General features: G+C 60.2%; 28 protein-coding genes. 7 read left to right on the top strand and 21 right to left on the bottom strand.

Annotation, left to right across the window (positions count from 1 at the left end):
- Positions 1–184: 184 nt before the first annotated feature.
- A complete protein-coding gene (locus tag LVD10_RS05900; protein ID WP_232940422.1) occupies positions 185–592 on the top strand; it encodes a hypothetical protein in 408 nt (135 codons plus the stop codon).
- 10 nt (positions 593–602) lie between these two features.
- Here LVD10_RS05900 and LVD10_RS05895 read toward each other — a convergent pair whose 3' ends face one another.
- Positions 603–1565, bottom strand: a complete 963-nt coding sequence (locus tag LVD10_RS05895) for a metal ABC transporter solute-binding protein, Zn/Mn family (protein WP_237062392.1) — start codon at positions 1563–1565, stop codon at positions 603–605.
- Between the two features lie 179 nt (positions 1566–1744).
- Here LVD10_RS05895 and LVD10_RS05890 point away from each other — a divergent pair, with 179 nt between their 5' ends.
- Positions 1745–2464, top strand: coding sequence for an ATP-binding cassette domain-containing protein (locus LVD10_RS05890; RefSeq protein ID WP_237062383.1), 720 nt, complete (start codon positions 1745–1747; stop codon positions 2462–2464).
- The gene (locus tag LVD10_RS05885; RefSeq protein WP_237062381.1) at positions 2464–3270 is read left to right on the top strand and encodes an iron chelate uptake ABC transporter family permease subunit; all 807 of its coding nucleotides are present in this window, start codon (positions 2464–2466) and stop codon (positions 3268–3270) included. The genes LVD10_RS05890 and LVD10_RS05885 overlap by 1 nt, the downstream gene beginning before the upstream one ends.
- Before the next feature lie 20 nt (positions 3271–3290).
- Here LVD10_RS05885 and LVD10_RS05880 read toward each other — a convergent pair whose 3' ends face one another.
- The 5 genes from LVD10_RS05880 to LVD10_RS05860 form a co-directional block, all read right to left on the bottom strand.
- On the bottom strand, positions 3291–3437 hold the full coding sequence (locus tag LVD10_RS05880) for a hypothetical protein (RefSeq protein WP_232940418.1): 147 nt from the start codon (positions 3435–3437) through the stop codon (positions 3291–3293).
- Between the two features lie 2 nt (positions 3438–3439).
- Positions 3440–3619 carry a hypothetical protein gene (locus tag LVD10_RS05875; RefSeq protein WP_232940417.1) on the bottom strand — a complete coding sequence of 60 codons (180 nt, stop codon included), beginning with the start codon at positions 3617–3619 and terminating at the stop codon, positions 3440–3442.
- A 36-nt stretch (positions 3620–3655) separates the two neighbouring features.
- Positions 3656–3883 (bottom strand): hypothetical protein, encoded by a 228-nt coding sequence (locus LVD10_RS05870; protein ID WP_232940415.1) that lies wholly within the window; start codon positions 3881–3883, stop codon positions 3656–3658.
- A 132-nt stretch (positions 3884–4015) separates the two neighbouring features.
- Positions 4016–4375 (bottom strand): EamA family transporter, encoded by a 360-nt coding sequence (locus LVD10_RS05865; protein WP_232940413.1) that lies wholly within the window; start codon positions 4373–4375, stop codon positions 4016–4018.
- Positions 4376–4384: 9 nt separating this feature from the next.
- The gene (locus LVD10_RS05860) at positions 4385–5833 is read right to left on the bottom strand and encodes a UbiA family prenyltransferase (protein WP_232940412.1); all 1449 of its coding nucleotides are present in this window, start codon (positions 5831–5833) and stop codon (positions 4385–4387) included.
- Between the two features lie 402 nt (positions 5834–6235).
- Here LVD10_RS05860 and LVD10_RS05855 point away from each other — a divergent pair, with 402 nt between their 5' ends.
- Positions 6236–7513 carry a glycosyltransferase family protein gene (locus LVD10_RS05855; protein WP_232940411.1) on the top strand — a complete coding sequence of 426 codons (1278 nt, stop codon included), beginning with the start codon at positions 6236–6238 and terminating at the stop codon, positions 7511–7513.
- A 48-nt stretch (positions 7514–7561) separates the two neighbouring features.
- Here the strand turns inward: LVD10_RS05855 and LVD10_RS05850 are convergent, their stop codons facing one another.
- The 8 genes from LVD10_RS05850 to LVD10_RS05815 form a co-directional block, all read right to left on the bottom strand.
- Positions 7562–8650 carry a hypothetical protein gene (locus LVD10_RS05850; protein WP_237062371.1) on the bottom strand — a complete coding sequence of 363 codons (1089 nt, stop codon included), beginning with the start codon at positions 8648–8650 and terminating at the stop codon, positions 7562–7564.
- A gap of 258 nt (positions 8651–8908) precedes the next feature.
- Positions 8909–9238 (bottom strand): hypothetical protein, encoded by a 330-nt coding sequence (locus LVD10_RS05845; RefSeq protein ID WP_232940409.1) that lies wholly within the window; start codon positions 9236–9238, stop codon positions 8909–8911.
- Between the two features lie 94 nt (positions 9239–9332).
- The gene (locus LVD10_RS05840; RefSeq protein ID WP_237062369.1) at positions 9333–10109 is read right to left on the bottom strand and encodes a CPBP family intramembrane glutamic endopeptidase; all 777 of its coding nucleotides are present in this window, start codon (positions 10107–10109) and stop codon (positions 9333–9335) included.
- 88 nt (positions 10110–10197) lie between these two features.
- Positions 10198–10893, bottom strand: a complete 696-nt coding sequence (locus LVD10_RS05835; RefSeq protein WP_232940407.1) for an SCO family protein — start codon at positions 10891–10893, stop codon at positions 10198–10200.
- Between the two features lie 17 nt (positions 10894–10910).
- On the bottom strand, positions 10911–11804 hold the full coding sequence (gene cyoE, locus LVD10_RS05830; protein WP_232940406.1) for a heme o synthase: 894 nt from the start codon (positions 11802–11804) through the stop codon (positions 10911–10913).
- 25 nt (positions 11805–11829) lie between these two features.
- Positions 11830–12870: a COX15/CtaA family protein gene (locus LVD10_RS05825; protein ID WP_232940405.1), complete on the bottom strand. Its 1041-nt coding sequence runs from the start codon at positions 12868–12870 to the stop codon at positions 11830–11832.
- A gap of 13 nt (positions 12871–12883) precedes the next feature.
- Positions 12884–13516 (bottom strand): SCO family protein, encoded by a 633-nt coding sequence (locus LVD10_RS05820; protein WP_232940404.1) that lies wholly within the window; start codon positions 13514–13516, stop codon positions 12884–12886.
- Positions 13517–13558: 42 nt separating this feature from the next.
- The gene (locus tag LVD10_RS05815; protein ID WP_237062361.1) at positions 13559–14326 is read right to left on the bottom strand and encodes an SURF1 family protein; all 768 of its coding nucleotides are present in this window, start codon (positions 14324–14326) and stop codon (positions 13559–13561) included.
- Positions 14327–14374: 48 nt separating this feature from the next.
- Between LVD10_RS05815 and LVD10_RS05810 the strand changes: the two genes are divergently transcribed.
- Positions 14375–14599 carry a DUF2909 domain-containing protein gene (locus LVD10_RS05810; protein ID WP_232940400.1) on the top strand — a complete coding sequence of 75 codons (225 nt, stop codon included), beginning with the start codon at positions 14375–14377 and terminating at the stop codon, positions 14597–14599.
- 42 nt (positions 14600–14641) lie between these two features.
- Here LVD10_RS05810 and LVD10_RS05805 read toward each other — a convergent pair whose 3' ends face one another.
- Genes LVD10_RS05805 through coxB form a run of 4 tightly spaced genes read right to left on the bottom strand, consistent with a single transcriptional unit; the run spans position 14642 to position 18850 of the window.
- Positions 14642–15532: a cytochrome c oxidase subunit 3 gene (locus LVD10_RS05805; RefSeq protein WP_232940398.1), complete on the bottom strand. Its 891-nt coding sequence runs from the start codon at positions 15530–15532 to the stop codon at positions 14642–14644.
- A 5-nt stretch (positions 15533–15537) separates the two neighbouring features.
- Positions 15538–16110, bottom strand: a complete 573-nt coding sequence (locus LVD10_RS05800; RefSeq protein WP_237062359.1) for a cytochrome c oxidase assembly protein — start codon at positions 16108–16110, stop codon at positions 15538–15540.
- A 19-nt stretch (positions 16111–16129) separates the two neighbouring features.
- A complete protein-coding gene (gene ctaD, locus LVD10_RS05795) occupies positions 16130–17680 on the bottom strand; it encodes a cytochrome c oxidase subunit I (protein WP_237062350.1) in 1551 nt (516 codons plus the stop codon).
- Positions 17681–17704: 24 nt separating this feature from the next.
- Positions 17705–18850, bottom strand: a complete 1146-nt coding sequence (gene coxB / locus LVD10_RS05790; RefSeq protein WP_237062348.1) for a cytochrome c oxidase subunit II — start codon at positions 18848–18850, stop codon at positions 17705–17707.
- 456 nt (positions 18851–19306) lie between these two features.
- Between coxB and LVD10_RS05785 the strand changes: the two genes are divergently transcribed.
- Entirely contained in the window at positions 19307–20665 is a 1359-nt protein-coding gene (locus LVD10_RS05785; RefSeq protein WP_232940392.1) for an MATE family efflux transporter, read from the top strand.
- Between the two features lie 85 nt (positions 20666–20750).
- Positions 20751–21410, top strand: a complete 660-nt coding sequence (locus LVD10_RS05780; protein ID WP_232940391.1) for a hypothetical protein — start codon at positions 20751–20753, stop codon at positions 21408–21410.
- A 233-nt stretch (positions 21411–21643) separates the two neighbouring features.
- On the opposite strand, the gene LVD10_RS05775 is transcribed toward LVD10_RS05780, so the two are convergent.
- The 3 genes from LVD10_RS05775 to LVD10_RS05765 are packed head-to-tail and all read right to left on the bottom strand — an operon-like array spanning position 21644 to position 24826.
- Entirely contained in the window at positions 21644–22453 is an 810-nt protein-coding gene (locus LVD10_RS05775; protein WP_232940390.1) for a hypothetical protein, read from the bottom strand.
- A gap of 9 nt (positions 22454–22462) precedes the next feature.
- Positions 22463–22732 carry a YheV family putative zinc ribbon protein gene (locus LVD10_RS05770; protein WP_237062346.1) on the bottom strand — a complete coding sequence of 90 codons (270 nt, stop codon included), beginning with the start codon at positions 22730–22732 and terminating at the stop codon, positions 22463–22465.
- 54 nt (positions 22733–22786) lie between these two features.
- The gene (locus LVD10_RS05765; protein WP_237062344.1) at positions 22787–24826 is read right to left on the bottom strand and encodes a M3 family metallopeptidase; all 2040 of its coding nucleotides are present in this window, start codon (positions 24824–24826) and stop codon (positions 22787–22789) included.
- Positions 24827–24850: the final 24 nt, after the last annotated feature.

Here is a 24850-nt window from a genome sequence, read left to right as displayed (position 1 = left end):
GATGTCTGGGATTGCGCGACAGGATAACCGCGATCGTTTTTTTTCGCTCGCCCCGGCGCCGCATCCGTGGCGGTCATCGCAGTGTCACCGCCAGTTTTCTCCCGGGCTTCTAGGCTTTAGTTGAACGGCAGTGCCCATTCTGCCGCCGGCCTGCCGCTATCGGCGAGATGCTCGAGAGAGGGATATGACCATGAGGCGAGAGTTTATTTCCAGTGTGTTCCTGGCCGCTGTACTGGCGACCGGGGCCGTTTCCGCTGACTCGGTGGGGCGGCCGGCGCAGAAGCCCGGGCCGATGGAGTACCTGGAAGTGACCGACGAACTGGATGTTACCGGGGCAGAGAGGGAGGCAGCGCGCCAGCGCGAGGCTCAGGAACGGGCACTGGAACACCAGGGCAAGCGTGAGCAACTGGGCTCGCTGCTCGTGCGACATCGGCAACAGATGGAATCATTCCGTCAGCGCCTGCAGCAACTGCAGGTGCAACAGCGCGGTGAATCCGAGCAGCAAGAGGCGGCCCGCCAGCAACAACAGGAAAGGCTACAGAGGGAACGCGAGGCTCTCCAGGCGGACGAACCGGGGGAGGAGGCTTCCTGAGCGGGCGGGATCAACCGCGGTCGCTGCGATCGGGCACCTCGGCCAGGCAACTGCGAGCCTGGGCCAGCCACGCCTGCACCAGGCTCTCGTAATCAGCACCGGCCGGCAACTGTGTCCCCAGCGGGTCGAGCGTCGCGTAGCGGAGGCCAAGGTTCTCCGCCGTCTGCCGGTCGCGGGCATTTTCCGGCACCTCACCAAACAGGCAGCCGCTGCCGGCGGCCGACTCCCCCAGTCCGTCACGCAACTCCAGCATTGCCCGGGCCCCATGCCCGCCATGGGCCGAATCGGCCAGAGCCTGCGTCTCGACACCGGCGGGACCGAAAAAATGCCCGTAGGCATCGTGGGTAACCACAATGGGCACATCCCGGTATGCCCACAGGGCCCGGTCTAGCACTTTCTGCAGGTTTGCCATGCGGCGGGAAAAGTCCCGTGCCCGCTGCCGGTATGCGTCGGCCCGCCGGGGATCCAGCTCTGCCAGGCGCGCGGCAATATGGGCGGCCATCACGGCGGCATTGCGAGGGCGCAGCCACAGGTGAAAATCCTCCGCCGAGGCCCCGCCGAATTCGTACCCGTCCTGCTCCAGCAATTGCAGCTGGCGTCCCTGCGGCAACAGTGACAGCTGCCGCGCCAGGGCGCTTTCCATCTGCGGCCCCAGCCAGATCACCAACCGCGCCGATTCCAGCGCCGCCCGGTCGGATACCCCGGGAGCATAGTGATGGGGGTCGCCGTTTGCCGCGAGTACCTGCACCGGCGTATCCGGCTCCGCAACTTCCCGCACGATCAGCGCCAGTGGGCGCACACTGACGACCAGCGCCTTATTGTCCGGCTCCGGTTCCGACGCTTCCCGGGCACAGGCGGCGAGCATCAGGAACAGGGGGAACAGCAGGAGATACTTTACTGGGTACTGCGGGAAATTCATCAGGATCCGGGATTCGCGGGCCATCGGGTCGGGCGTAAACTGCGATATAATCACAGCCGGCGCCAGCCCGCCAGTCCGGGCGCGCCACTTTCAAACGCCTGCCGGGCCGACACACAGCATCGGCGCCGACAGAGCCCCTGGCATCCCCACGCGGTCGCGGAGACTTCACCCTGAGCCAAACTGACCCTCTCATCACAGCAAACGGGCTGGGCCTCGAGGTGGCCGGCCGCCAGTTGCTGCACGACATCACGCTGGAACTGCGGCGCGATGAGATCGTCACCGTCATCGGACCCAACGGCGCCGGCAAGACCACCCTGCTGCGCCTGTTATTGGGACTCACCCGCCCTACCCACGGCAATGTATGGCGCCAGCCGGGACTGCGCCTCGGGTACATGCCGCAGCGTATGCAGGTTGACCCGTCCATGCCCATGTCGGTCTTGCGCTTCCTGCAACTGGGTAACGAGCGCGTCGATGCGCCCGCGGCGCACGAAGCACTGGCCCGGGTCGGCGCGGCGCGCCTGGCGCGGGCCAGCCTGGCAGACCTGTCCGGGGGAGAGATGCAGCGGGTGCTGCTGGCACGGGCAGCCGCCCGCCGGCCACAGCTGCTGGTGCTGGACGAACCCACCCAGGGCGTGGACGTGGGGGGCCAGGGCGAGGTCTACCAGTTGATCGCCAGCCTGCGGGACGAACTGAACTGCGGTGTGTTGCTGGTTTCCCACGACCTGCACGTGGTGATGGCGGCTACCGACCGGGTGCTGTGCATCAACCAGCATATCTGCTGTCACGGCCATCCCGAGCAGGTGAGTCGCGACCCGGCCTTTATCGAATTATTCGGCGACAAGGTGGCACCTTATACCCACCAGCATAACCATGAACACGACCTGGGGGGCGACATCGTGCACGACCAAGGCTGCAGCCACCGGGACAACGGTAACGGGAGTGAGACCGCGTAATGGATGTCAGTGCATTGTTCAGCAGCCAGTTCCTGTGGTTCGCCCTGGCCGCGGGCCTGCTGGTGGCATCGGTCAGCGGTCCACTGGGCTGCTTTGCCGTCTGGCGGCGCATGGCGTATTTCGGCGATACCCTGGCGCACTCCGCCCTGCTCGGTGTGACCCTGGGTTTCCTCCTGCAGTTACAACCAACCCTCGCTGTGGGCGCCACCTGTTGCGTGCTGGCAGTATTGCTGGTTTACCTGCAGCGCCGACAGACCCTGTCGGTAGACACCCTGCTTGGGATCCTGTCGCACTCCATGCTGGCGCTGGGTATTGTCACGGTGAGCCTGTTCGGGATCCGCGTCGACCTGCTGGCGCTGCTGCTCGGCGACCTGCTGGCCGTCAGTAACCAGGATGTGGTGCTGATGGCGGCGGCAGTTGCGGCTATCGGCGGCCTGCTGTTTTTCCTGTGGGACAGGTTGCTGGCATTCACCCTGAATGAGGAACTGGCCGCCGCGGAGGGAGTGCCGGTGGAACGGGTCAGGCTCGCCCTGATGCTGATGCTGGCACTGCTGATCGCCATTGCCATGAAAGTGGTGGGCATCCTGCTGATTACCGCCCTGCTGATCATTCCGGCGGCCGGAGCGCGGCGCCTGGCCGACACGCCCGAACGCATGGCACTGCTCGCCTCCCTGATCGGCGCAGTGGCGGTCATCCTTGGGCTGCTGGCATCCATCCTCTGGGATACCCCGGCCGGGCCCTCGATTGTATTGGCGGCAGCGCTGTTATTCCTGCTGGCCCAGTTGCGAACCGGGCCCGCAACCTGAGGCATCCCCGTCCGCGCGGCTTAGCGCCCCGGATGGTCGCCCTTGGAATGCGAGTTTTCTGCCGGTTCCTCACCGGCCTGGCGGAACTCGTAAATGGTCAGCGCAATACCGATCACCAGCATGACGAATACGCCGATGGCAATGACCAGGAGCATCGTATCCGACATGGTTATTGCCTCCGTGCCAGCAGCGCGGAAACCTTGAAGTAAATGCCGAAAGCGAGAATGCTCGGCACCCACAGCGCTGTGAAGATCCCCTGCTCCCGATACCCGTTGAACCACAGGTATCCCGACAGCACAAAAGAGATCCCCACTGCGATCATGATGAACAGGTCCGATAGCTTGAACATGGCTGCCTCCAGCAATACCGGGCTGTGCCCGGAAGATCAGTCGTAATCCCAGAAACCAACAGCGGCCATCAACAGGCCGGTAATGGCGATTGATGCCGGAATCCTGAGGCCCGGCACAGTGAACACCTCCACCAGGGAGGGGACCAGGCCCAGCCCGCCGAGCGCCGCCCACAGCACAACGGGTACTACCAGGCAAAGCCCCAGCCAACCCAGGGCACGGCAGACCCTGCGCGAGTGCGAAAACTTATCGAACAGGTTTTTCAATGCACGAACCCTGTCGCCTGGGGCCTCTCGGCAGCGCCAATCTTACCCTGAGCGTACACGATGAATTGCACTGTGCAAGCAAGCCGGCTGCCACCAGCGGATACACAGCACTAGGGTTCGTTAATGGAAGGATCAGGAGCGCGCCACGAAGATACAGCCGGCGGCAATCAGCATGGATCCGCCAACGCGCATGGCATTGACCGGCTCACCGAGAAACGCATAGCCAAACAACAGCGTAAAAATGAAACTCAGCCCAACAAACGGATAGGCGATACTGAGGTCCACCCGCGACAGCACCCAGAGCCATACCAGTACGCTGACTGCGTATACGAATATCCCGGAAAAGACGTGGGGACTGAAGAGTACACGCACCATACCTCCAACGCCGTCAGCCAGGTAATCCTCACCGGCCCTTTGCATACCCAGCTTCAGCAATAGTTGCGCGCAGGCGGACAGGAACACCGTCAACAATATGACGGAGAGGTTGAGCACATTCATTTCTTATCCCTGAATCGTCATGGTGGAGGCAGCTGCCAGGACCAGGCCGAGAACCAGGCCGGTTATCCAGCTGCGCTTGTCCTTGATCGCAAACGCAATCGGGTCCTCATCAATTTCACCGCGGGAAGCCATAACCAGCATGCGGATAATCCAGTAGGCAAACAGCGGGCAGGCCAGCCACAGGATCATCGGTGAACGGTACATGCCCATCACCTCCGCACTGTTTACGTACATGGCAAACACCAGGATCGAAACCATACCCGCGGCTGACGCCAGGCTGGTGAGAACCGGCAGGTCGGAGGTGAAATAACCGCGACCACGGATCTGCAGGGACGTCTCGTCTGCCCCCTGCTTGCGGTAGATTTCTGAAATTCGCTTGACCAGCGCCAGGCACAGGAACACAAACATCGAGAATGCCAGCAGCCAGTAGGAGGGATAGACGCCAATGGCGGCAGCCCCCGCCAGGATACGGGTGGTGTACAGCCCCGCCAGAACCACTGTATCAACGGTCTGCAGCCGCTTGAGCAGGAAGCTGTAACCGAGCGTGGTAACCAGGTACAGGAACAGCACGGCACCAAACCACGGTGGCAGGAAAGTAACCAGCACACCCGAGGCGAGCAGCAGGAGGCAACACAGCAGCAGGCCCGCGCGGATGGACAACATCCCCGAGGCCAATGGTCGCCAGCGCTTTTTCTGGTGCGCCCGGTCAGAATCCAGGTCCGCAATATCATTGATGATGTAGGTGGCCGAGGCACACAGGCCAAAGCAGACGAACGCCAGCAATGCTGCCGTTACAGCTTCCGCGTCGAGGAATTGATGTGACGTCACCAGCGGCACAAACAACAGCAGGTTTTTGACCCACTGGTGGATACGGACCTGCCGCAGATAAATTGACAAAGTCGGTGCCGCTGTTGGAAAGCTGTTTTCCAGCTGGCAGACCTGTGCTGCGTTTTCCGCCAGGGCCCGGCTTGACCCAACCACCACGGCAGACCTGGCAAAGCGCCAGACGCGCAGGTCCCGGTTCTCATTACCCACATAGGAGAAGCCACGCTCGCCGTAACGCTCGCGCAGGAACTGCGCTTTCCTCTCGCCAGTCAGGTTGTGGGTAATTCCGGTGGCGTAGATTTCATCAAAAATACCCAGGTGATCCATTACCTCCCGTGCGAGGCCTTCATTGGCACCGGTGCATAAAACCAGGCTGCGGCCCTGTGCCTTCTGCTCCCGCAGGAACTCCAGCAGGCTGCTGTTATAAGGCAATGCACTGACGTCGATATCGATGGCCTGGGCCAGGCGATATTTCAGGTAGGCAATACCGCGGAACAGCCATAGGGGCAGGAAAGCCAGTGCCCAGGGGCGGGTAAACAGGGTACGCACGAATGACTCATAGAGTAAGTCGGTACGGATCAGGCTGCCATCCAGGTCGACAATCAACGGGGACTCGTGATGGGACACTGCGCTCTCTCCTTAAGCGATTCTGCTCCCCGGTTCCATGGGGCGTTCATTGGCATTTACCCTTTACAGGCAAGTGCTCTCATTATCCGTGACTCGTTCCAGTCAATTCCCGGCACCTACCTTCTTGAACAAATGTACCAGGCGAGCTAAAACCCGCGCCCGCTTCCAGTGCGGGACGAGCACGGGATCTTTTCGTTATTTCGGCACAAATGCAACCCCGGCGCGATTACAGTAATACACAGGCCGGGCAGGCATAGTGCTTGCAAGGTTCGCACCATCCCGTCCAGGCGGTAAAAACCGGAATTCGGAAGAGGGTGTTACAACGAATCACAACAGCTGTCGCCGCCCGGGCGCTATCCGTATAATCCTTGCCGCTTTGCAAAAGCTTATGGAGCGATAATCATGGATCGATTGATGCGCCTGCTGGTGGCGACGCCCGGAATCTACCTGCTCGCCATTGGCCTGCGCCTGCTATGGGCCCTGCTGGTGCCGGTGATGCCGGTTTCCGACAGTGCCGCCTACGATACCTTTGCCGTGAATATCTGGCAGCACGGGACTTACGGCTGGCAACCCGATGAGCCCGGCAGCTACTGGGCAGTGGGCACCTCGGCGATCTACGCAGCCCTGTACCTGCTGTTTGGCCATGCATACTGGCCGATCGTAGCGCTAAACATCTGCCTGTCTGTGGGAATCCTTTTCTTTACTGGACGTCTGTGCCAGATCTTTTTCAGCGATCCGCGGGTTGCCAGGCTCAGCCTTTTACTGCTTGCACTCTGGCCGACCGGTATTTTTTACGTGACCGTACTCGCGAGCGAACTGTTGTTTATGTTTTTTTCAGTCGCCGGGCTTTATTGTTTTGTGACCGCTGACAAGGGGGCAAAGGGCCGAGTGGTCTTTGCGGGCCTGTTGCTGGGCGCTGCGTATTATGTGCGGCCACTGATTACCGTTTCGATAATCATTTTTGCGATTGCCTGCTTCGCGTATTTGCGGCAACGCCCTCTGGCAGTGGTTCTTCGCACCGGCTGCTGCTTCCTGATACTCGCACTGATGGTCGCGCCCTGGGCTTACCGGAATTACCAGCTATACGATGATTTTGTGCCCATGTCCTCTAACGGCGGAGCCGTATTCTGGATGGGGAATTCACCGGGTACCAATGGAGGTTATGCCGAAATCCCGCCCGACGTGATTGCAAATACGAATTCTACTTACGAAATGAGCCGGGTTCTGAGGGCCCGCGCCCTGGAGTATATTGCGGAAGAACCGGTAGCATTTGTACAGCGCACTTTCATAAAACTGTTTCGCTTTCACAGTTATGAAACCATTGGGATAACCTGGAACGCAGAGGGGATCAGGACGCGCTTTGGTGAAGGCGCGCTACTACCGCTGAAAATCCTGGCCCAGGGATACTGGCTCCTTTTGCTGGCAGCAGGCCTCGGCGGCCTCGCGCTAACCCTGTACCAGGCCGGGCTTGCCAGGGCACTGACCCACCCATTCATCCTGAGCTGGGGAGCCAATGCGGGTATTCATGCATTGATAGCCTCCCAGGATCGCTATCACCTTCCCACTGTGCCTTTCATCGCAGCATTCGCGGCGCTGGCCCTGGTGGCTGTCAGTGACAGGCTGCTCCGGGGCCATACCGACAGCACTGCCTACCCCCGCCGCGCATCACAGGCCGGGTGAGCCCACAATGGACCCGCCAGCCCTGAAAAGCTGGCCCTCAGGCCACGGTCAGGATCCCGGTGTTGAGGTGGTCACGGTGCTACGACGAAAGTCCTGCGCTTCGAGAGTAAAGCGGGCGTTGGCCTGGTAGCGGCCGATCCCAAGCACCCTGCGCAATAGCCGCGTAGCACTGTCAAACAGCGCGAGGGGTAACTGGCAAAAGAGGTAATGATCGCCGGACAGGCGGCGAAACAACCGCGATACCCGGTGTCGGGGTCTCGTCCAGTCCAGTGGGTACCGGCGACTTCCGTAATCGATCGATGCGATCAGGGTATAGGGGCAAGTCTCAAGGTGAATGTAGTTATACAGGGCGCGTAGCCCACGCACCTTCTCCAGTGGCCCGCGCGCCCAGGGTTTGGTACCCATGGCATGCACGAAGAGCGGCCGGCGCCTGCGCAACCAGGCCTTTACGCGCTCAGCGGGTGTAAAGCCGGCAGGGCCAAAGCACTGGGCAATTTCCACACCGCTGCGTAACTGGTATACAGGAATGTGGGCAAACTCATCCGCACACACCAAGGCAGTGAATGCCTCCTGATCCCCCACCATATGCAGCGGCCGCTCGAACCAGCGCAACCTCTGGGATTGACGATAAACCGGATGGGAGAGCATGTTGCACCAGGTGTCGATGAGCTCGGTGTGTTCACACGTCACACGCAACACGCCCGTGTTAATGGTGCGGGCCAGGCGACGGCCGGGCTTCAATCCCCAGCTTACTGTCCGGTGGCTGCCACCCTGGCGCTGCCCAAAAGCCGTCTCTTCTGTGGCAATCACTGTTGAGGGTGAAAAGTCCGTAAACTTTTCCAGGAAGTTTCCGCAGACAAGGATATCCGCATCGATCCAGATCACCTCGGGATACCCCTGTTGCAGTAGTTGCTGGATAATTCGCGCCTTGATATTCCAACCACTAAAACCTGTAGTATCCAGCTGGGCCTCACGCACCGGCTGCGCTTTGAGCCAGGCACGAAAAACGGGGTCAGGAAATCGGTGACTGACAATAATGTCGGTGGAATTCGTGTGCCGGAGAATACTTTCTACTGCCAGCACCAGGCCCTCAGTATTTTCCGGCCGGTCCTCATGAACGACGACGGCTCTTTCCATGACGGCGCTTCCCTTGCAATGCAATTCTGCAAACTTTATTCCGCATTATCTGAACAGCATCCGGTGCTGTCCATCAACCAGCGGTTGCGTATTCCATGTGATCCCCCGCGACGCTGTGCCGGCCGACTGAATAACCCAAGTGGGGAACTGCCTCAATTACTGAGAAGGATTGGGCACGCTGGATGCGCAATGACCTTATTGTTCCCTTGAGAGGGAAAGATGATATAGCTCTCTCCGGTTGGGCCACCGGACTGTCCTTCACTCTTTCGGCTGGGCCGCCAGGTCATCGCCCCCTTCTTCCGCGATTTCCACGTAATTCGTATTGCCCCTGTGGTAGTCCTCAAACTCCAGGCCTTTATATAAGGTAACGGCAATAATAACCACGCCACAGATGGCAAAAAAGGTGCCCGGTGCGGCCTCTTTCAGGACCAGGCGGTTATCACGAAATGCGGCTTGCAGCTCACCGGCGCCACCCCAGACGCCGGATATGAAAAGCCTGTAGCCCAGATAGCCGAACAGGCTACCCACCAGCAGCGAAACGACTTTGTATATGACCAGTGAGAGTATGACTTCAGTACTAATTCCCATTGTTTACTGTATTCCGGTGAGCCAGGGGAGTGTGCACGCTGGACGGTGGTAATTAGCTATTACTGCACCGACGTCGCGGCATATGTTTTCATGGTTATTGCAGTGGATAGGGTAACAGAAGCATATGCAGGCTATTCACACCCCAGTGCGCCAGGACGCAAACCCAGAATTTTTCCCGCAGGTACCAGAGTTGTGCATAGCCAAACCCCGCCAGTGCCACCAGCGTGACAACCTGTGGACTCGCCGCCCAGCCGGTATGCAACAGGGTGAATATCGCCACCACCAGGGGCACCGCCAGCCAGCGCCACCGCCCCAGCAGCTGCTCGCTGCCACGCTGCAGGATCCAGCGGAAAAACGCCTCTTCGCTCACGCATACGACAACCAGGTTGATCACCAGTGCGAGCAGAATGGTTACGGAAAACTTGGCTGAGAGGCCGGTGAGCGGCAGTGCAAGTGCCACCGGCAGTACTGCGGCGAAGATCAGCAACGGCAAGTCCCGCCTTGCGGGCCACTGGTTACGCCCGAACATAAAGGCAATCACTGCAACCGCAATGGTGGCCTTGCCCGGGTTGAAACTGCTAACAATCATGTTTCCGGCATTGTCTGCGTATGGCGGCAGCAACTCGATCCGGGGGACCGCCGGCAGCAAACCCAGCGCCGCGGCGAGCATGGCGATCGCCGCGACAACAAATAGCAGTCCACGGGACCAGCCCGAGCTGCGCTCTATTCCATTCAGGGCCAGCCAGATCAGGGGCGCCGCCAAACCGACCCAGCCAAACGGCAGCACACATAAAGCCAGCGCCAGCGGAATATAAAGCGCTCTGGTTTGCAATGGCAGTACCGGGCTGGCACTGCGCTGTTCGATGTCCATATCGGGGATATCAGTCCAGGTTAACTGGCCGGCCTTTCGTAAGGTGGCGGGCCCACAGGCCTACCCTGTATTACCGGCCCGTCGGCATTCAGCCGTTGTAGGTTGCGCGCAGGGAGCGGTAGGTCAGTTTCATTTTCGCCGGATCCAGCGGCGCCTTGAAAAAGGCGTGGTAATGTCCGCGGGGGTTGATCAAGACCACCTGCGACCCATGGTCCACCGTGTACTCGCCGTCTTCCAGCGGTACCTTGTTAAAGGGCACATTGAGCTGGTTGGCAAAGCGCTTGAGGTTGAGAAACTCACCGGTGACACCGGCAAATTCCGGATTGAAATAGTCCACGTACTGGCGCAGCTTATCAGCGGTATCTCGCTTGGGATCCACGGAGACCAGCAGGATATCCGTATCTGCACGGGTTTCCGGATCCAGCATCTGGTAGAAGCTGTTCAGGGTCGACATGGTGGTGGGGCATATATCCGGGCAGTGGGTAAACCCAAAGAACACCAGCGTCCAGCGACCGGCCAGCTCTCCGGTTTCCCAGTTGTCGCCGCTGTCCGCTACCAGCGTAAAATTATCCAGTATCCGCGGGCGTTCCAGCTCCACGGTCCCATTGGCCCGCATTTCAGCCTCGGTCAGCACCCTCGGCTGGCCCATTTTATTCAGGAAACCGGCCAGCACTGCCAACATAAAAAAGACACAGACGGCAACTGTAATCAGCACGCCGCGCTGCTGTTCCGGGCTCTTGTCCTGGCTGTTCAGGCCTGGATCACCAGCAGTATTTTTGCTCATTTTTCCTCACCCATTTATCACACTGCTACCAGGTAGTGATCAATCAGCATGATGCAGAACAGTGCCATCAGGTAAATAATGGAATACTTGAAGGTTTCCATGCCCGCATTCGGGTTCCGGTCACGCAGCATTTCCACTGCCCAGTAGACAAAACCCAGACCCAGCACCACAGCGCCAAGCAGGTAGAGCCAGCCCAGCATGGCGGTTGCAAACGGCAGCAGGCTGACAGCGAAGAGGATAAAGGTGTAAAGCAGGATATGCAGCCTGGTGTAAGCCACGCCGTGGGTCACCGGCAGCATGGGGATGTCGGCCTTGGCGTAATCCTCGCGGCGGTGAACCGCCAGGGCCCAGAAATGCGGGGGAGTCCAGGCAAAGATAATCAGCACCAGCAGCAGCGCATGTCCGTGCAGTTCCCCGGTTACCGCGGTCCAGCCAAGCAGTGGTGGTGCGGCCCCGGCGATCCCGCCGATTACAATATTCTGCGGCGTGGCGCGCTTCAGGAACATTGTGTAGACCACCGCATAGCCCAGCAGTGAGAAAAGGGTCAGCCATGCCGTGAGCGCATTGACGAATGCGAGGAGCACGGCCATGCCCGCCACACCCAGGGCCAGGGCGAATGCCAGCGCCCGGCGGGGCTCCACCCGACCACGCGCAATAGGACGATTGCTGGTGCGGGCCATCTTGATATCGATATGGCGATCCACCAGGTGATTGACCGCTGCGGCACTGCCGGCACACAACGCAATACCCAGGTTCCCCAGCACCAGCACGTCGAGAGGCACCATCCCCGGCACTGCCAGCAGCATGCCAATCACCGAGGTGAGGATCATCAGCATGACCACCCGCGGCTTGGTCAACTCGTAGTAGTCGCGCCAGGTGGCGTGCGTCAGGGCGGCGGCTTGGGTGCTCATGGTTTCACCTCTTTGTACTTCGTTATTATTTTTTCATTCGCGGCTGGGCCGTCTGGATACGGTAACAGAAGGTGAGCAGCCCGAGTAGCAGTAACGCGGCACCGGCATTGTGCGCCACGGCCACCGGCAGTGGCAGTGACATCACCACATTGGCTATACCCAGTGATACCTGCAGCAGCAGCACCCCGGCCAGGCCTACAGCCCAGCGCCGCGAACCTGCCCGCCATGCCAGTGCCGCCAGCAACAGGACTATCGCGCTGACAACCAGCGCACCCAGGCGGTGGGTAATATGGATTGCGGTGCGGGCATCGCTCTCCAGGGCACCCCCCAGGTAATTGGGACCGATGTGCTGCGCCACGTTAAAACCCTGGCTGAAATCCATCGCCGGCCACCACTCGCCATGGCAGGTGGGGAAGTCGGCACACGCCAGCGCGGCATAGTTGGAGCTGGTCCAGCCCCCGAGCGCAATCTGTAATGAAACTGCCACCACGGCGACAATCGCCAGCGGCCGGATTTTCTGCAACCGCCGGAACTCATGTACCGGAATCAGTCGCTTGCGGTAACGCAGGCGTTCAACCAACAGCCACAGCAAGGACAGGGTCGCCATACCCCCGAGCAAGTGGGCGGTGACCACCTGGGGCCAGAGCTTGAGCGTCACTGTCCACATACCGAACGCGGCCTGCAGGATGATCAGGCCAAGCAGGAAATGGGTATGCAGGAAACCCCGCTGCCCCCGCCGGCGCCAGGCCATCACGGTCAGCCCTGCAACCAGCAGCAGTAGTGCCCCGGCAAAATAGCGGTGCACCATTTCCGGCCAGGTCTTGTCCGTGGCCACCGGGCTATCCGGGAAGGCGGCATTGGCACTCTCGATCTCGTGCACTTCGTCCGGCCAGGTCAGGTGGCCGTAACAGCCAGGCCAGTCAGGACAGCCCAGACCGGCATCCACCAGCCGCGTGAATGCACCCAGGACCACCACCACCACTGCCAGCAGGGTACCGGCCATGGCGACCCGCAGTCGCCAGTCATTGCGTGGGTTATAGTCCGGGTCGGGTTGGTATTGGCGCATGCAATTCTCCGGCTTACTGCTCGTAGGAGTACTTCAGCAGTCGCTTGATATCTTTCAGCAGCTGGTTGCCGCTGTGTTCATTGTTGTAAACCATCATTGCGTAACCCTGCTGGTCCACCAGCAGCGCACTGGGATAATCGATGGTGCTGTGACTGGTACCCTGCAGCAGGCTGTCCAGCTGCGCCGCAGGCAGCGTCACGAATCGCAGGCGCGGGTGTTTTTCTGCCAGCTGCTCGCGGCGCTCCGGGCTGAGCGGTGCAGTGTTGACCAGCAGGCGCTCGACCCGGCGGGCCTTCTCCCCGAGCCGGACGTGAACCTGGCGGCTGGTGTACAGCAGCTCCTCACAGGCGTTATCGCAATCCTGCCCCGGCACAATCAGGTAGCGCCACTTGGGCTCTTCCGCCTCCAGTTGCAGCGGGGCCCGGCCCTGCTCCATCAGCGGCAGTGACTGGATATTGCGCGGCGGCTCCAGCAGGCTGCCCTCGTTCACGGTGGCATCGGGCATACCCACGCCGGTGTAGAAGACGATGTAGGCGGCCGCAATAGGCAGCACTACCGAGGCTACCACGGACAGGGCCTGCAACCGGCGGGACCGGGGCGGGGCATCTTCGCTGATTTCACGGTGGGTATCGTTGCTCTGGGTCACGGCTAGGTTACCTCTTGTCTGTTTTCATTATTCTCGAGCCGGTTAATCTCTTTGCCGCCGGCGATCAATTCCACGGAGCCTGGCCGGGAGCCGTGTGGCCGCCAGCAGCCACAGAATCACCAGTGCCATCGCCATCGCAAACCACTGCCACGCATAGGCCAGGTGGCGTGCCGGCGAGCTGCTGACCAGGTGCCAGTCAGTGACCAGTGCGGTATCCGAGTCCGCACTCAGCCTGATCGTCCATTGCGGCTGCGCCAGGTCAAGTGTGTCGGCCAGCCGGGAATCCACCGCCTGGATTCGCGCTGTGCCGGCGACAGCCGACGCAGCAGCCTCATCCTCGGCCAGCGCTACCGGATAGAGAAAGCCGGTGATCACTTTCGCCGCCCGGGGCCAGGTCACTTCCGGTAGCGCTGAGCGCTTGCGTTCCGCCGGTAACCAGCCCCGGTTGACCAGCCAGCGTCGGTCACCGGACACAAAAACCTGGAGGATTTCGTAACCCACGCGACCGCTACGCGTGCGATTGTCCAGGTAAAAGTACTCGTCGGTGAAGTAACCCAGCAGGCGAACCGGGATATAGCGCTGCAGGTCCGCGAGTTGGCTGGGGTCCTGCGGCTGGGCGGCGAGGCGACTGTCAACGGCAGTAACCAGGGCCCGCTTTTCCGCTGCCCGATCCAGCTGCCAAAGCCCCAGGCCCACCAGGACCGGCAACAACAGTGCGCTGAACACCGTCACGGGCCAATTGGAAATCAGTGCTACACTGGCCCTCTCGGAAGGTTTCCGGGGTCGCACTGGATGGGTCTCTACTGTCATGCCGATTCCAGCCTGCGAACAGGCCCCTACAACAAATGGCGAATACAAATGTGGCTGAAGATCGTTATTGTCTTTCTGTTTTTAGCTGTGCTGGCCAGCCTGTCCAGCGCGCTGTTTTTCCTCTTGCGCGATATGGGCGCCCCAGAATCGAAGCGCACCCTTTACGCCCTGGGTATCCGTATTTCCCTGGCTGCCCTGCTGCTGCTTGCCATCTGGTATGGCTTTGACAGCGGCATGCTCTCCAATACTGCTCCCTGGGCCAATAAATACTGATACCGCTCTTTCGGGGCCCGCATTGCGGGCCGCCATTAGTCCTCAGGAGCCGAGTACGTATACAAAAATAAACAGGCCTACCCAGACTACATCCACGAAGTGCCAGTACCAGCTGGAAGCCTCGAAGCCAAAGTGATCGTCCGGCTTGAAGTGATGGGCGATGACCGAGCGCAGCAACATGATCAACAGCATGATGGTGCCCAGGGTCACGTGCGCACCGTGGAAGCCTGTCAGCATAAAGAAGGTCGTGCCGTAAATACCGGACTCGAGTGTCAGCCCCAGGTGGACATAGGCCTCATAGTATTCCTCCACCTGGAAGAACAGGAACAGTGCCCCCAGCAACACGGTCAGTCCCAGCCACAGGTTAAAGGCGTTGCGCTTGCCCTTCTTCAGGAATACATGGGCGATATGCACGGTGACACTGGAAGTGAGCAGGATCACGGTGTTCAGTAGCGGCAGGTGCCAGGGGTCGATGATGTCATTGGGCCCGACCACCTTGGCGGCATCGCCATGCACCGCGGCATCCGGGGTTACCATCAGCGGCCAGGTGTTCTCGAAACCCTGCCACAGCATATTGGACTCGCCCCGGTCACCTTCCCCGCCCAGCCAGGGCAGCGCAAAGGTGCGGATGTAATAGAGCGCACCGAAGAAGGCGGCAAAGAACATCACCTCGGAAAAGATGAACCAGCCCATGCCCCAGACGTAGGAGCGCTTCAGCTGGTCACTGTTCAGCCCAGCCATGTTCTCGCGGATCACTGCGGCAAACCAGAACCACAGTACGCCGGCCATCGCCAGAGCACCGATAAAGAAAATATAGGAGGAGCCGCCGTTGATCCAGTTGGCGGCTCCAAACGCGGTCAGGAACAGACCGATGGTCGCAAAAATTGGCAGCCGGGACTGCTCGGGCACATAGTAGCTGCTTTCACTGGCCATAATTTTTATCCCTCTCGCTCGGAGTCGGCATTTTTGTTATCCAGGTTCCGGGTAAATTTTTCCGTGACATCGAACAGCGTGTAGGAAAGTGTAATGGTGTTGACCCCTGCTGGCAGGTCCGGGTCGACAATAAAGCGCAACGGCAGTTCTGCGCTCTCCCCCGCCTTCAGGGTCTGCTGGTTAAAACAGAAGCATTCCGTCTTGTGAAAATATTCGGCCGCCTTGAATGGCACCAGGCTCGGTATCGCCTGCCCCACCATATCGCGGCCGGTGGGATTGCGGGCCAGGAAAACCGTGTCCACTGCCTCGCCCGGATGCACCGTCATGGAGACCACAGACGGGCGGAAATCCCAGGGCATGCTCTCGTTGTGGCTGGCGACAAACTGCACTTTTACCGTACGGTCAGTCTGCACTGCAGCCGGGACCGCCTCGTAACGGCTGCCAGTCTTGCCATTCAACCCGGTGATTTCACAGAAGGCGTCGTAGAGTGGCGGCATGATAAAGATGGCAAACACCAGCATGCTGCCGGCCAGGGCCAGCAGCTTGGCTGTGAGTTTTGCGTTTTCACTCAGTTGCATCACCGCGCCACTCCGTGTTTCAGCGCACCGCCGGCGGCGTGCTGAAGGTGTGGTAGGGTGCCGGGGAGGCCACGGTCCACTCCAGGCCTTCCGGATCGTCCCACACCTCGTCGGTCGCCTTCTTGCCACCCATTACCGTGCGTACCACGTTGAACAGGAACACGATCTGCGCCGCACCGAACAGGAAGGCACCCACGCTGGCAATCTGGTTGAAATCGGCAAACTGTAGCGCGTAGTCAGGAATCCGCCGCGGCATGCCGGCCAGGCCGACGAAGTGCATGGGGAAGAAGGTCACGTTCAGGCCGACGAAAGCGAGCCAGAAATGCACCTTGCCCATGGTTTCGTTGTACATGTTGCCGGTCCACTTTGGCAGCCAGTAGTAGACGCCGGCGGTGATCGAGAAGATCGCACCGGGCACCAGCACATAGTGGAAGTGGGCCACCACAAAGTAGGTATCGTGATACTGGAAGTCCGCCGGTGCGATCGCCAGCATCAGGCCGGAGAAGCCACCGATGGTAAACAGGATCACGAAGGCAATCGCGAACAGCATCGGCGTTTCGAAGGTCATGGAGCCACGGAACATGGTGGTCACCCAGTTGAACACCTTCACCCCGGTGGGCACCGCGATCAGCATGGTGGCGTACATGAAGAACAACTCACCGGCAATCGGCATTCCCACGGTAAACATGTGGTGCGCCCACACGATAAAGCTCAGGAAGGCAATTGATGCGGTGGCGTACACCATGGAGCTGTAACCGAACAGTGGCTTGCGCGCGAAGGTGGGGATGATCGCCGACACGATACCGAAAGCCGGCAGGATCATGATGTACACCTCGGGATGGCCGAAGAACCAGAACACATGCTGGAACAGCACCGGATCGCCACCGCCGGCTGCGCTGAAGAAGCTGGTACCGAAGTGAATATCCATCAGCATCATGGTGACCACGCCCGCCAGTACCGGCATTACCGCGATCAGCAGGTAGGCGGTAATCAACCAGGTCCACACGAACAGCGGCATCTTCATCAGGGTCATACCCGGTGCGCGCATATTGAGGATGGTGGCGATGATATTGATTGCCCCCATGATCGAAGACGCACCCATGATATGGATCGAGAAAATAAAGAAGGTGGTACTCGGTGGTGCGTACTCGGTGGACAGCGGGGCGTAGAAAGTCCAGCCGAAGTTGGGTGCGCCACCATCCATGAACAGCGTGGAAGCCAACATCGCGAACGCGAACGGCAGGATCCAGAAGCTCCAGTTGTTCATGCGCGGCAGGGCCATGTCCGGTGCCCCGATCATCATCGGGATCATCCAGTTGGCAAGCCCCACGAAGGCCGGCATCACCGCACCGAAGACCATGATCAGGCCGTGCATGGTGGTCATCTGGTTGAAGAATTCCGGCTGCACGATTTGCAGGCCGGGCTCGAACAGCTCGGCGCGGATGACCAGCGCCATGCAGCCGCCCAGCAGGAACATGGCAAAGCTGAACCAGAGGTACATGCTGCCGATGTCTTTGTGGTTGGTGGTGTAGAGCCACCGGGAGAATCCGGGTTGAGGACCGTGTGCCATACTTATGCTCCTTTCGGCTCCCGCTTACTGTTTATTCTTAAAATTGAGGATGTCGACGGGCTGGACGGTATCGCCCATTTCATTGCCAAAGGCATTGCGCTGGTACGTGATCACCGCGGCCAGGTCGACCTCCGACAACTGCGGGCCGAATGCCTGCATGGCTGGGTTACTGGGCGAACCGTTCACCACCATACTCAGGTGCTCGGTCAGCGGGCCGGTGGCGATCTGCGAGCCGGCAATGGCCGGGAAGGTGCCGGGTACGCCCTGGCCGTCGGGCTGGTGGCAGGCGGCACAGTTGCGGTTATAGACCTTCTCGCCCATGGCGAAGAGCTCGTCGAAGTCGAAAGTCTTCTCGGTGAGCTCGCGCATCTTCGCAGCTGTGGCAGCGCGCTCATTCAGCCAGTTATCGTACTCCTGCTGGGGTACCGCCTTGACCACAATCGGCATAAAGCCGTGGTCCTTGCCGCAGAGTTCAGCGCACTGGCCCCGATAGATACCGGGTTCGTCGATGCGGGTCCAGGCATCGTTGATAAAGCCGGGGATTGCATCCTTCTTCACCGCCAGGTCCGGTACCCACCAGGCGTGAATCACGTCATTGGCAGTAAACAGGAAGCGGATTTTCTTGCCCACCGGCACCACTACAGGCTCGTCTACCTCGAGCAGGTAGTTTTCACCCTTGGGCAACTGGTTGTCGACCTGGGAACGCGGTGTGGAGAGGTTGGAGAAGAAGGAAACATCGGTACCCAGGTAGTCGTATTTCCACTTCCACTGGTAACCGGTGACCATGATATCGAGGTCGGCTTCGCCGGTATCGTAAATATCGTAGAGGGTCTTGGTGGCGGGTATTGCCATCAGCACCAGGATGAGGGTGGGGATAATGGTCCACACCAGCTCCACTGCGGTGCTCTCATGGAACTGTGCTGCCCGGTAGCCCTTGCTTTTGCGGTGACGCCACATGCTGTAGAACATCACCCCGAAGACGACCACGCCGATTGCCACACAGATCCAGAAGATCAGCATGTGCAGGTCGTAAGTGGTACGGGAAACTTCGGTAACGCCCTGGGTCATATTGACCCCCCAGCGCTCCGCCCCCTCGACTTCCGCAAAAGCGGAGTAGGCCGGCAGCGAAGTTGCCAGCAAGGCGAACAGCCGATCGAAGCCTTTCAACATCGCCTACAGATCTCCGTGTGTTTGTTTTTATATCAGCCATCGGCTGCATTCACGGATAACTGGATTCCCCATTGCCGGCCGGGCGCTCGCCGGGCACGGTTTCCGGGTAATTCCACACAAAAATTGTGGACATCGCGTAGTAACACAAGACTACTTACACTGGGCGCAGCAGGGGAAAAACCTGCTCCGCGATACTGCTTCAGTGCAACTTGTTATTCTTTTCCCAAAGATTTTTTACTTCAGATGTCGTCGTCCGGAAGGTACAACCAACAACCTGCGTCTCTTTTTGTTGCAATTACTGTCTCAGTACATCTTTTTTCCGGCCTGCCGGTGTGGCCCTGTGGACCGCCCCCGGGAAGAGCCGGTGCGGCCTCTTCACAGAGGGGCAGCACGACAACAAAAGGAACACATCGCTGGCAAAAAGTCAATGAATCCGCCAACTTAAGTCTCGGGTGAATGAAGCAGTCACAACTCCTGGAAGATCCCGGCCAGCGCGTCTGGAAGCTGGCCTGGCCGATGATCCTCAGCAATATCTCCGTGCCGCTACTGGGCGCGGTGGATACCGCAATCCTCGGCCACCTGCCCTCCCCCACCTACCTGTCCGGGGTGGCCGTGGGTGCAAGCGTGATGTCGATGCTGTTGTGGGCCTTCGGCTTCCTCCGCATGGGCACCACCGGGCTGGTGGCCCGGGCCGCCGGCAGTTCCGATGGCGGTATCGGCTGGCTGCTGCGGGCGCTGTGCCTGGCCGCGGTGCTGGGGCTGGCACTGCTGGCGATCGCGTCCCCCTTACTCGGCACCATTGTGCAATGGATGAATGCGAGTGCCGCGGCCGCGCCCCAGGCTGAGGCGTACCTGCAGATCCGGCTGTTCAGCGCCCCCCTGGTACTGGCCAACTTCGCACTGCTGGGGTTCTTTATCGGCCGCCAGGACAGCCGCGCGCCACTGCTGATTCTGCTCGCTGCCAACCTGCTCAATATCCTGCTGGATGTGGTCTTTATCATTGGCCTGGGATGGGGTGCCCGCGGGGCAGCGCTGGCAACGGTATGCGCCGATATCTGCGCATTCGGCTGCGGTATTTTCCTGCTGCGGGGGATCGGTAGCGATATTTACCGGCAAATTGCCCGGCGGCTCCGGGACCCGCGCCTGTATCCCTGGGCGGATAGCAGTCCATGGCGGGAGCTGTTGCGCATCAACAGCGACCTGTTTGTGCGCACCTGCCTGCTGCTCTTAACGCTCACTTTTTTTACGGCCCAGGGTGCTGCGCAGGGCGACGCAGTACTCGCAGCCAACGCTATCCTGCTGCAATTACTGATGATGACCTCTTATGCACTGGATGGGTTCGCCCATGCCACCGAGTCCCTGGTGGGTGACGCGATAGCACGGCGCTCACAACCCGCGTTCCGCGCAACTGTCCGCAGCGCGGGCCGCTGGGCACTGGGCAGCGCGCTGCTGGTCACTGCCATCCTGGTACCGGGCAGGGAATGGATACTGCCGCTGTTTACCGACCTGGAATCAGTGTTGGTGGAAGCGCGGTCGGTCTACCCCTGGCTGTGCGCCCTGCCACTGCTGGCAGTGTGGTGCTTTCTGCTCGATGGGGTATTTATCGGTGCGGGACGCAGCCGGGAAATGCGGGACACCATGTTTATTGCAACCGTGCTGGTTTTCTTTCCCGCATGGTGGCTGACACGTCCGTGGGACAACCATGGCGTTTGGTTCAGCCTGTTTTTGTGGATCAGCGCACGATCTTTCAGTCTACTGCTTTATTACCACTACTACACTCAAAGCAACTCGTGGATCCCCGACAGCAATCAATAGCAGATCTTTTTTGCACTATCCGATCTCCGTTGCTATATATCAGACAAATTAAAAAATATTTAACTACACAGCAAAGCGGGTTCCGATGTACAACCAATACCGCCAGATGCAGCGGACGATCGATCTCGCTGTTATGCGAGAGCGCGAGCAGGGCGATTTTCGCCGGCACGTCCACCGGCAATTACCTGCGCTGCACCGCAGCATCCAGTTACCCGAGGGCGACAGTGCACTGCACCTGACCTGCTTTGCGATACGCTATGTACGGAGTGTGCCGCCCTGGTTACACCAGCTGCACCACCAGCTGGCGGCGGCCGACATCGACTTTAACCCGGTGCAGGTGATGATTGACCAGTGCCTGGAGCGGATGTCCGGCATTGCTGGAGAGCGTCCACAGCTGCACACCCTGGTCCCGGAAGCCTACCTGTCGCACCGGGTAATGGAAGAAATCAACGACCGGCTGCAACCACTTTGTGGCGCACCGCTACTGCCCATGGACCCCATGCGCGCGAACCTGGTCATTCGCGGGCTACTGAATGAAAAGCACTGTGAGGAGATGGATTCCGAGAGTGCCCGCCTGGGGCGGGCTTTCATGGACCTGAAGCTCGACAGCGAGATGACGGTGGCCCTGATTCTCTGTCGCCAGCGTTTTAGCCACGATCCCGGCGAGTGGCCGGACCTGGCCCACAGCCTGGAGTTCGGGTTGCTGACCCCGGGTGCGGTAATCAGCAATGATACGGTGCACTAGCCAGGGCAACCTGACGTATATCGGTCTGAAGGGTTATTTTTCGAATTGATTACAGGTTTGTTTACTGGCTGTTTTGCCAGTTATAGAGGATTCCCAATAAAAATATCTTTCCAGGATGGAAGCATGGAGCAGGTCGAATAATAATGGCTGTGCCTGCTCATTATTTTTTACACCCACTTCACAGTCCGCATACATCCCGCTTTTCCAACCGGATTATCCCCCGGCCGGCCCGGTTATTGCTGGCGCTGTAGAACCTGTTTCCAGTTGGCATAGAACTGCCCCTCACCCTGGAATACCGCACTGTTCAACTGGTCAACTTCACTGCGCAGTGCACGATCATGGAAGTACAATCCCCCGGCACGCAGCGTCCAGCCGCGCGGATTCCCGGCAAGCAATTTATAATAGTGGTGCACTCGTCCCGTATGCGCCAGCACCTGCTTCAGGGAGAAGGCTCCGCGCCGGTAGCGGTCCAGGACCTCGCTGTTGATCTGTTGTTCGGCTGCTTGCCGGGTCGCCGCAGAGAGACCTGAATCATTGACCAGTTGGGCGATATCCCGCTGCATATCCTGCAGGTATCGGTCCGCCGCACGCGCCGACACCTCTACTGATGCCAGGCGGCGACGGAGCTGCCGCAATTCGCGCCGGTCACCTAACAGGCGGTTGTCTCCCACCGGCAATTCGGCAAAGGCAGCCAGCGGACGGAATATCGTGCGGTGCTGTGCGTTGGTATGCTCCGTAAACTGTTCACAGATAAGCACCGCTTCCCGCCATTCCGGGTAGTCTTCTCCGGACGACAGTCGCTGCGGCAGCGCGGCGACATTTTTACTCAGCCGCGCTGCCTCGTCCCGGTATAAGTCCGGCCGATCACGCCACTCATTTGCCTGCAGCCGGAACAGTGACAGCAGGCTCTCATTGACACAGCGCGCCAGTAGCTGTGCCGTCTGTTCGCGCTGCTCTTCGCGTACTTCCCGGTAGTGGCCAATAAAGGTAAAAGCAATGATGCCGGCGAGCAGCAGCCCGCCGCAGGCAAGGATTTTCTTCACAGGTTGTTATCAGTCCTGGTTATTCTTTTTAGGTGGCTGGATGATTTTCACCGGTGCCTCATGCTCTGCATCCGGCGTCCGCTGTACCCGCGTGTCCGGGATGCGGGGCGTGGACTGCAGGCGAATTTCGTCCTTGAAACCGCACTCTACACACTCGCGGTAATTGCGATCCCCCTCGCGAAAGTTGACGATTCGGTCCATCGCGCTACAGCGCGGGCAGACCGCCCCGGCAATAAAACGCTTCTTGCCAGTCTGCTTGCCGCCATCTTCTGTACTCATATCAATTTTCCCGATACTGCCTTTGCTTCGGTTGGATGTTTACTGGTGGTGGCATCACGCGGTTTCGGCGGTGGAGTCAATGCCCGAATGGCGCAGCAGCGCATCTATTTTAGGCTCGCGGCCGCGGAATTCAGTGAACAGGTCCAGTGCATCGCGACTCCCGCCCTGCTCGAGGATACAGTGGAGGAAATGCTGGCCAGTGTCACGATCGAAGATACCCTGCTCCTCGAACAGGGAGAAGGCGTCCGCCGACAGAACCTCGGCCCACTTGTAGCTGTAATAACCCGCTGCATAGCCGCCGGCAAAAATATGGCTGAAGCTGTGCTGGAAACGGTTGTCGGCAATCACCGGCACCACCGCGACCCGCGCCCGCACTTCGTCCAGCAATTGCTGGATCTCCTGTGCCGTGGCGCCGCCAGGGCGGCTGTGCAGCAGGAAGTCGAACAGAGCGAACTCCAGCTGGCGCACGGTAAACATGGCTGACTGGAAATTGCGCGCCGCCAGCATTTTTTCCTGCAGCGCCTGCGGCAACGCCGCGCCGGTTTTGTAGTGCCCGGAAATCATGGCGATGGCCTCGGGTTCCCAGCACCAGTTCTCCAGGAACTGGCTGGGCAGTTCGACTGCATCCCAGGCCACACCGTTGATCCCTGAAACCGCGGCCACATCCACGCGGGTCAGCATATGGTGCAAGCCGTGCCCGAACTCGTGAAACAGGGTGGTGACCTCATTGTGGGTCAGCAGGGAGGGCGTATCGCCGGTCGCCGCGCTGAAGTTACACACCAGGTAGGCCACCGGCAGCTGCAGGCCGCCTGCCCCCTGCCGGCGGGTGGTGACCGTATCCATCCAGGCTCCGCCGCGCTTGCGCTCGCGGGCAAACGGGTCCAGGTAGAAGCCGGCGATGCGCTCACCGTCCCGCGACAGCCAGAAGAACTGCACGTCCTCGTGCCAGACCGGCACGGAAGTGTCTTCCTCCACGGTGACCGCGAACAGTTTTTCCACTACCGCGAACAACCCTTCCAGCACCCGCGGAAACGGGAAATAGGGCCGCAGCGCTTCCTGGCTGACGGCGTAGCGAGCCTGCTTGAGTTTTTCCGCGGCCCAGGGGATGTCCCACGGATGCAGGTGGTCCAGGTCCAGTGTTTCCCGCGCGAACGCCTGCAGTTCGGCAAACTCACGCTCGGCGGCGGGCCGGGCGCGGGCCGCCAGGTCTTCGAGGAAGCGGGTTACGGTGGCGGCATCCGTCGCCATCTTGCGGGCCACGGACAGCTCGGCGTAACTGGCGAAACCCAGCAGCTGCGCCTGCTCCGCCCGCAGTGTGAGGATCTCTTCCATTACCGCGGAATTATCGAAGGCGCCGGCCTGGGGGCCCACGTCAGAGGCGCGACTGACGAAGGCGCGATAGACCATTTCGCGCAGGTCGCGGTTGTCGGCGTGGGTCATCACCGCCAGGTAACAGGGTCCATCGAGGGTGATGGTCCAGCCCTCCTGGTCGCGGTTGCGGGCGGCCTCTTCCGCCGCGGCCAGCGCGGTGGCGGGCAGGCCGGCGAGTTCTTCCACATCGCGGGTGTGGTGGGTCCAGGCGTTGGTGGCATCGAGTACGTTATTGGCGAAGCGGCTGGACAGCTCCGCCAGCCGCCGCTTGTTGGCGGCAAATCGCTCGCGCTCCTCGCCGTCCAGGGCGACACCGCCGAGGCGAAAGTCCCGCAGGCCCAGCTCGATCATCTGGCGACGGGCCTGGGGCCATTGGGCAAATTCGTCGCTGTCGGCGATATCCCGGTAGACCTCGAACAGCTCGCGGTTCTGGCCCTGCTCAGTGGAGTAAGCGGTCACTTCCGCCAGGGTCGCTTCGTAGGGGGCGCGCCAGTCACCGCTGAGCACGCTGTTCAGGTGGCTGACCGGGGAAAATGCCCGGCTCAGGCGATCCTCGGCCTCCTCCAGGGGGGCCAGGGTCGTGTCCCAGCCCGGCTGGCGCAGGCCCTCCCGCAGCACTTCCCGGCACGCATCTATCAGCTCCCCTATTGCGGGCTCAGCGTGCTCCGGGTGAAGACGGTCAAAGGGCGGCAGGAGGGCGTTTTCTGACAGCGGATTGGACATGTGGGACCCTGTTCTCTTACATCG

Source organism: Microbulbifer zhoushanensis, from assembly GCF_021729055.1.
GTDB classification, from domain to species: Bacteria; Pseudomonadota; Gammaproteobacteria; order Pseudomonadales; family Cellvibrionaceae; genus Microbulbifer; species Microbulbifer zhoushanensis.
This window is presented reverse-complemented; position numbering and strand designations above follow the sequence as displayed.

What these genes read in the sequence shown, in the direction of transcription:
- cyoE (WP_232940406.1), bottom strand. Translation starts at nt 11,804, where the DNA reads ATGAGCACCCAAGCCGCCGCCCTGACGCACGCCACCTGGCGCGACTAC.
- ctaD (WP_237062350.1), bottom strand. Translation starts at nt 17,680, where the DNA reads ATGGCACACGGTCCTCAACCCGGATTCTCCCGGTGGCTCTACACCACC.
- LVD10_RS05810 (WP_232940400.1), top strand. Translation starts at nt 14,375, where the DNA reads ATGTGGCTGAAGATCGTTATTGTCTTTCTGTTTTTAGCTGTGCTGGCC.
- LVD10_RS05885 (WP_237062381.1), top strand. Translation starts at nt 2,464, where the DNA reads ATGGATGTCAGTGCATTGTTCAGCAGCCAGTTCCTGTGGTTCGCCCTG.
- LVD10_RS05845 (WP_232940409.1), bottom strand. Translation starts at nt 9,238, where the DNA reads ATGGGAATTAGTACTGAAGTCATACTCTCACTGGTCATATACAAAGTC.
- LVD10_RS05875 (WP_232940417.1), bottom strand. Translation starts at nt 3,619, where the DNA reads ATGTTCAAGCTATCGGACCTGTTCATCATGATCGCAGTGGGGATCTCT.
- coxB (WP_237062348.1), bottom strand. Translation starts at nt 18,850, where the DNA reads ATGTTGAAAGGCTTCGATCGGCTGTTCGCCTTGCTGGCAACTTCGCTG.
- LVD10_RS05900 (WP_232940422.1), top strand. Translation starts at nt 185, where the DNA reads ATGACCATGAGGCGAGAGTTTATTTCCAGTGTGTTCCTGGCCGCTGTA.
- LVD10_RS05815 (WP_237062361.1), bottom strand. Translation starts at nt 14,326, where the DNA reads ATGACAGTAGAGACCCATCCAGTGCGACCCCGGAAACCTTCCGAGAGG.
- LVD10_RS05765 (WP_237062344.1), bottom strand. Translation starts at nt 24,826, where the DNA reads ATGTCCAATCCGCTGTCAGAAAACGCCCTCCTGCCGCCCTTTGACCGT.
- LVD10_RS05770 (WP_237062346.1), bottom strand. Translation starts at nt 22,732, where the DNA reads ATGAGTACAGAAGATGGCGGCAAGCAGACTGGCAAGAAGCGTTTTATT.
- LVD10_RS05840 (WP_237062369.1), bottom strand. Translation starts at nt 10,109, where the DNA reads ATGGACATCGAACAGCGCAGTGCCAGCCCGGTACTGCCATTGCAAACC.
- LVD10_RS05850 (WP_237062371.1), bottom strand. Translation starts at nt 8,650, where the DNA reads ATGGAAAGAGCCGTCGTCGTTCATGAGGACCGGCCGGAAAATACTGAG.
- LVD10_RS05785 (WP_232940392.1), top strand. Translation starts at nt 19,307, where the DNA reads ATGAAGCAGTCACAACTCCTGGAAGATCCCGGCCAGCGCGTCTGGAAG.
- LVD10_RS05800 (WP_237062359.1), bottom strand. Translation starts at nt 16,110, where the DNA reads ATGCAACTGAGTGAAAACGCAAAACTCACAGCCAAGCTGCTGGCCCTG.
- LVD10_RS05880 (WP_232940418.1), bottom strand. Translation starts at nt 3,437, where the DNA reads ATGTCGGATACGATGCTCCTGGTCATTGCCATCGGCGTATTCGTCATG.
- LVD10_RS05855 (WP_232940411.1), top strand. Translation starts at nt 6,236, where the DNA reads ATGGATCGATTGATGCGCCTGCTGGTGGCGACGCCCGGAATCTACCTG.
- LVD10_RS05805 (WP_232940398.1), bottom strand. Translation starts at nt 15,532, where the DNA reads ATGGCCAGTGAAAGCAGCTACTATGTGCCCGAGCAGTCCCGGCTGCCA.
- LVD10_RS05825 (WP_232940405.1), bottom strand. Translation starts at nt 12,870, where the DNA reads ATGCGCCAATACCAACCCGACCCGGACTATAACCCACGCAATGACTGG.
- LVD10_RS05780 (WP_232940391.1), top strand. Translation starts at nt 20,751, where the DNA reads ATGTACAACCAATACCGCCAGATGCAGCGGACGATCGATCTCGCTGTT.
- LVD10_RS05835 (WP_232940407.1), bottom strand. Translation starts at nt 10,893, where the DNA reads ATGAGCAAAAATACTGCTGGTGATCCAGGCCTGAACAGCCAGGACAAG.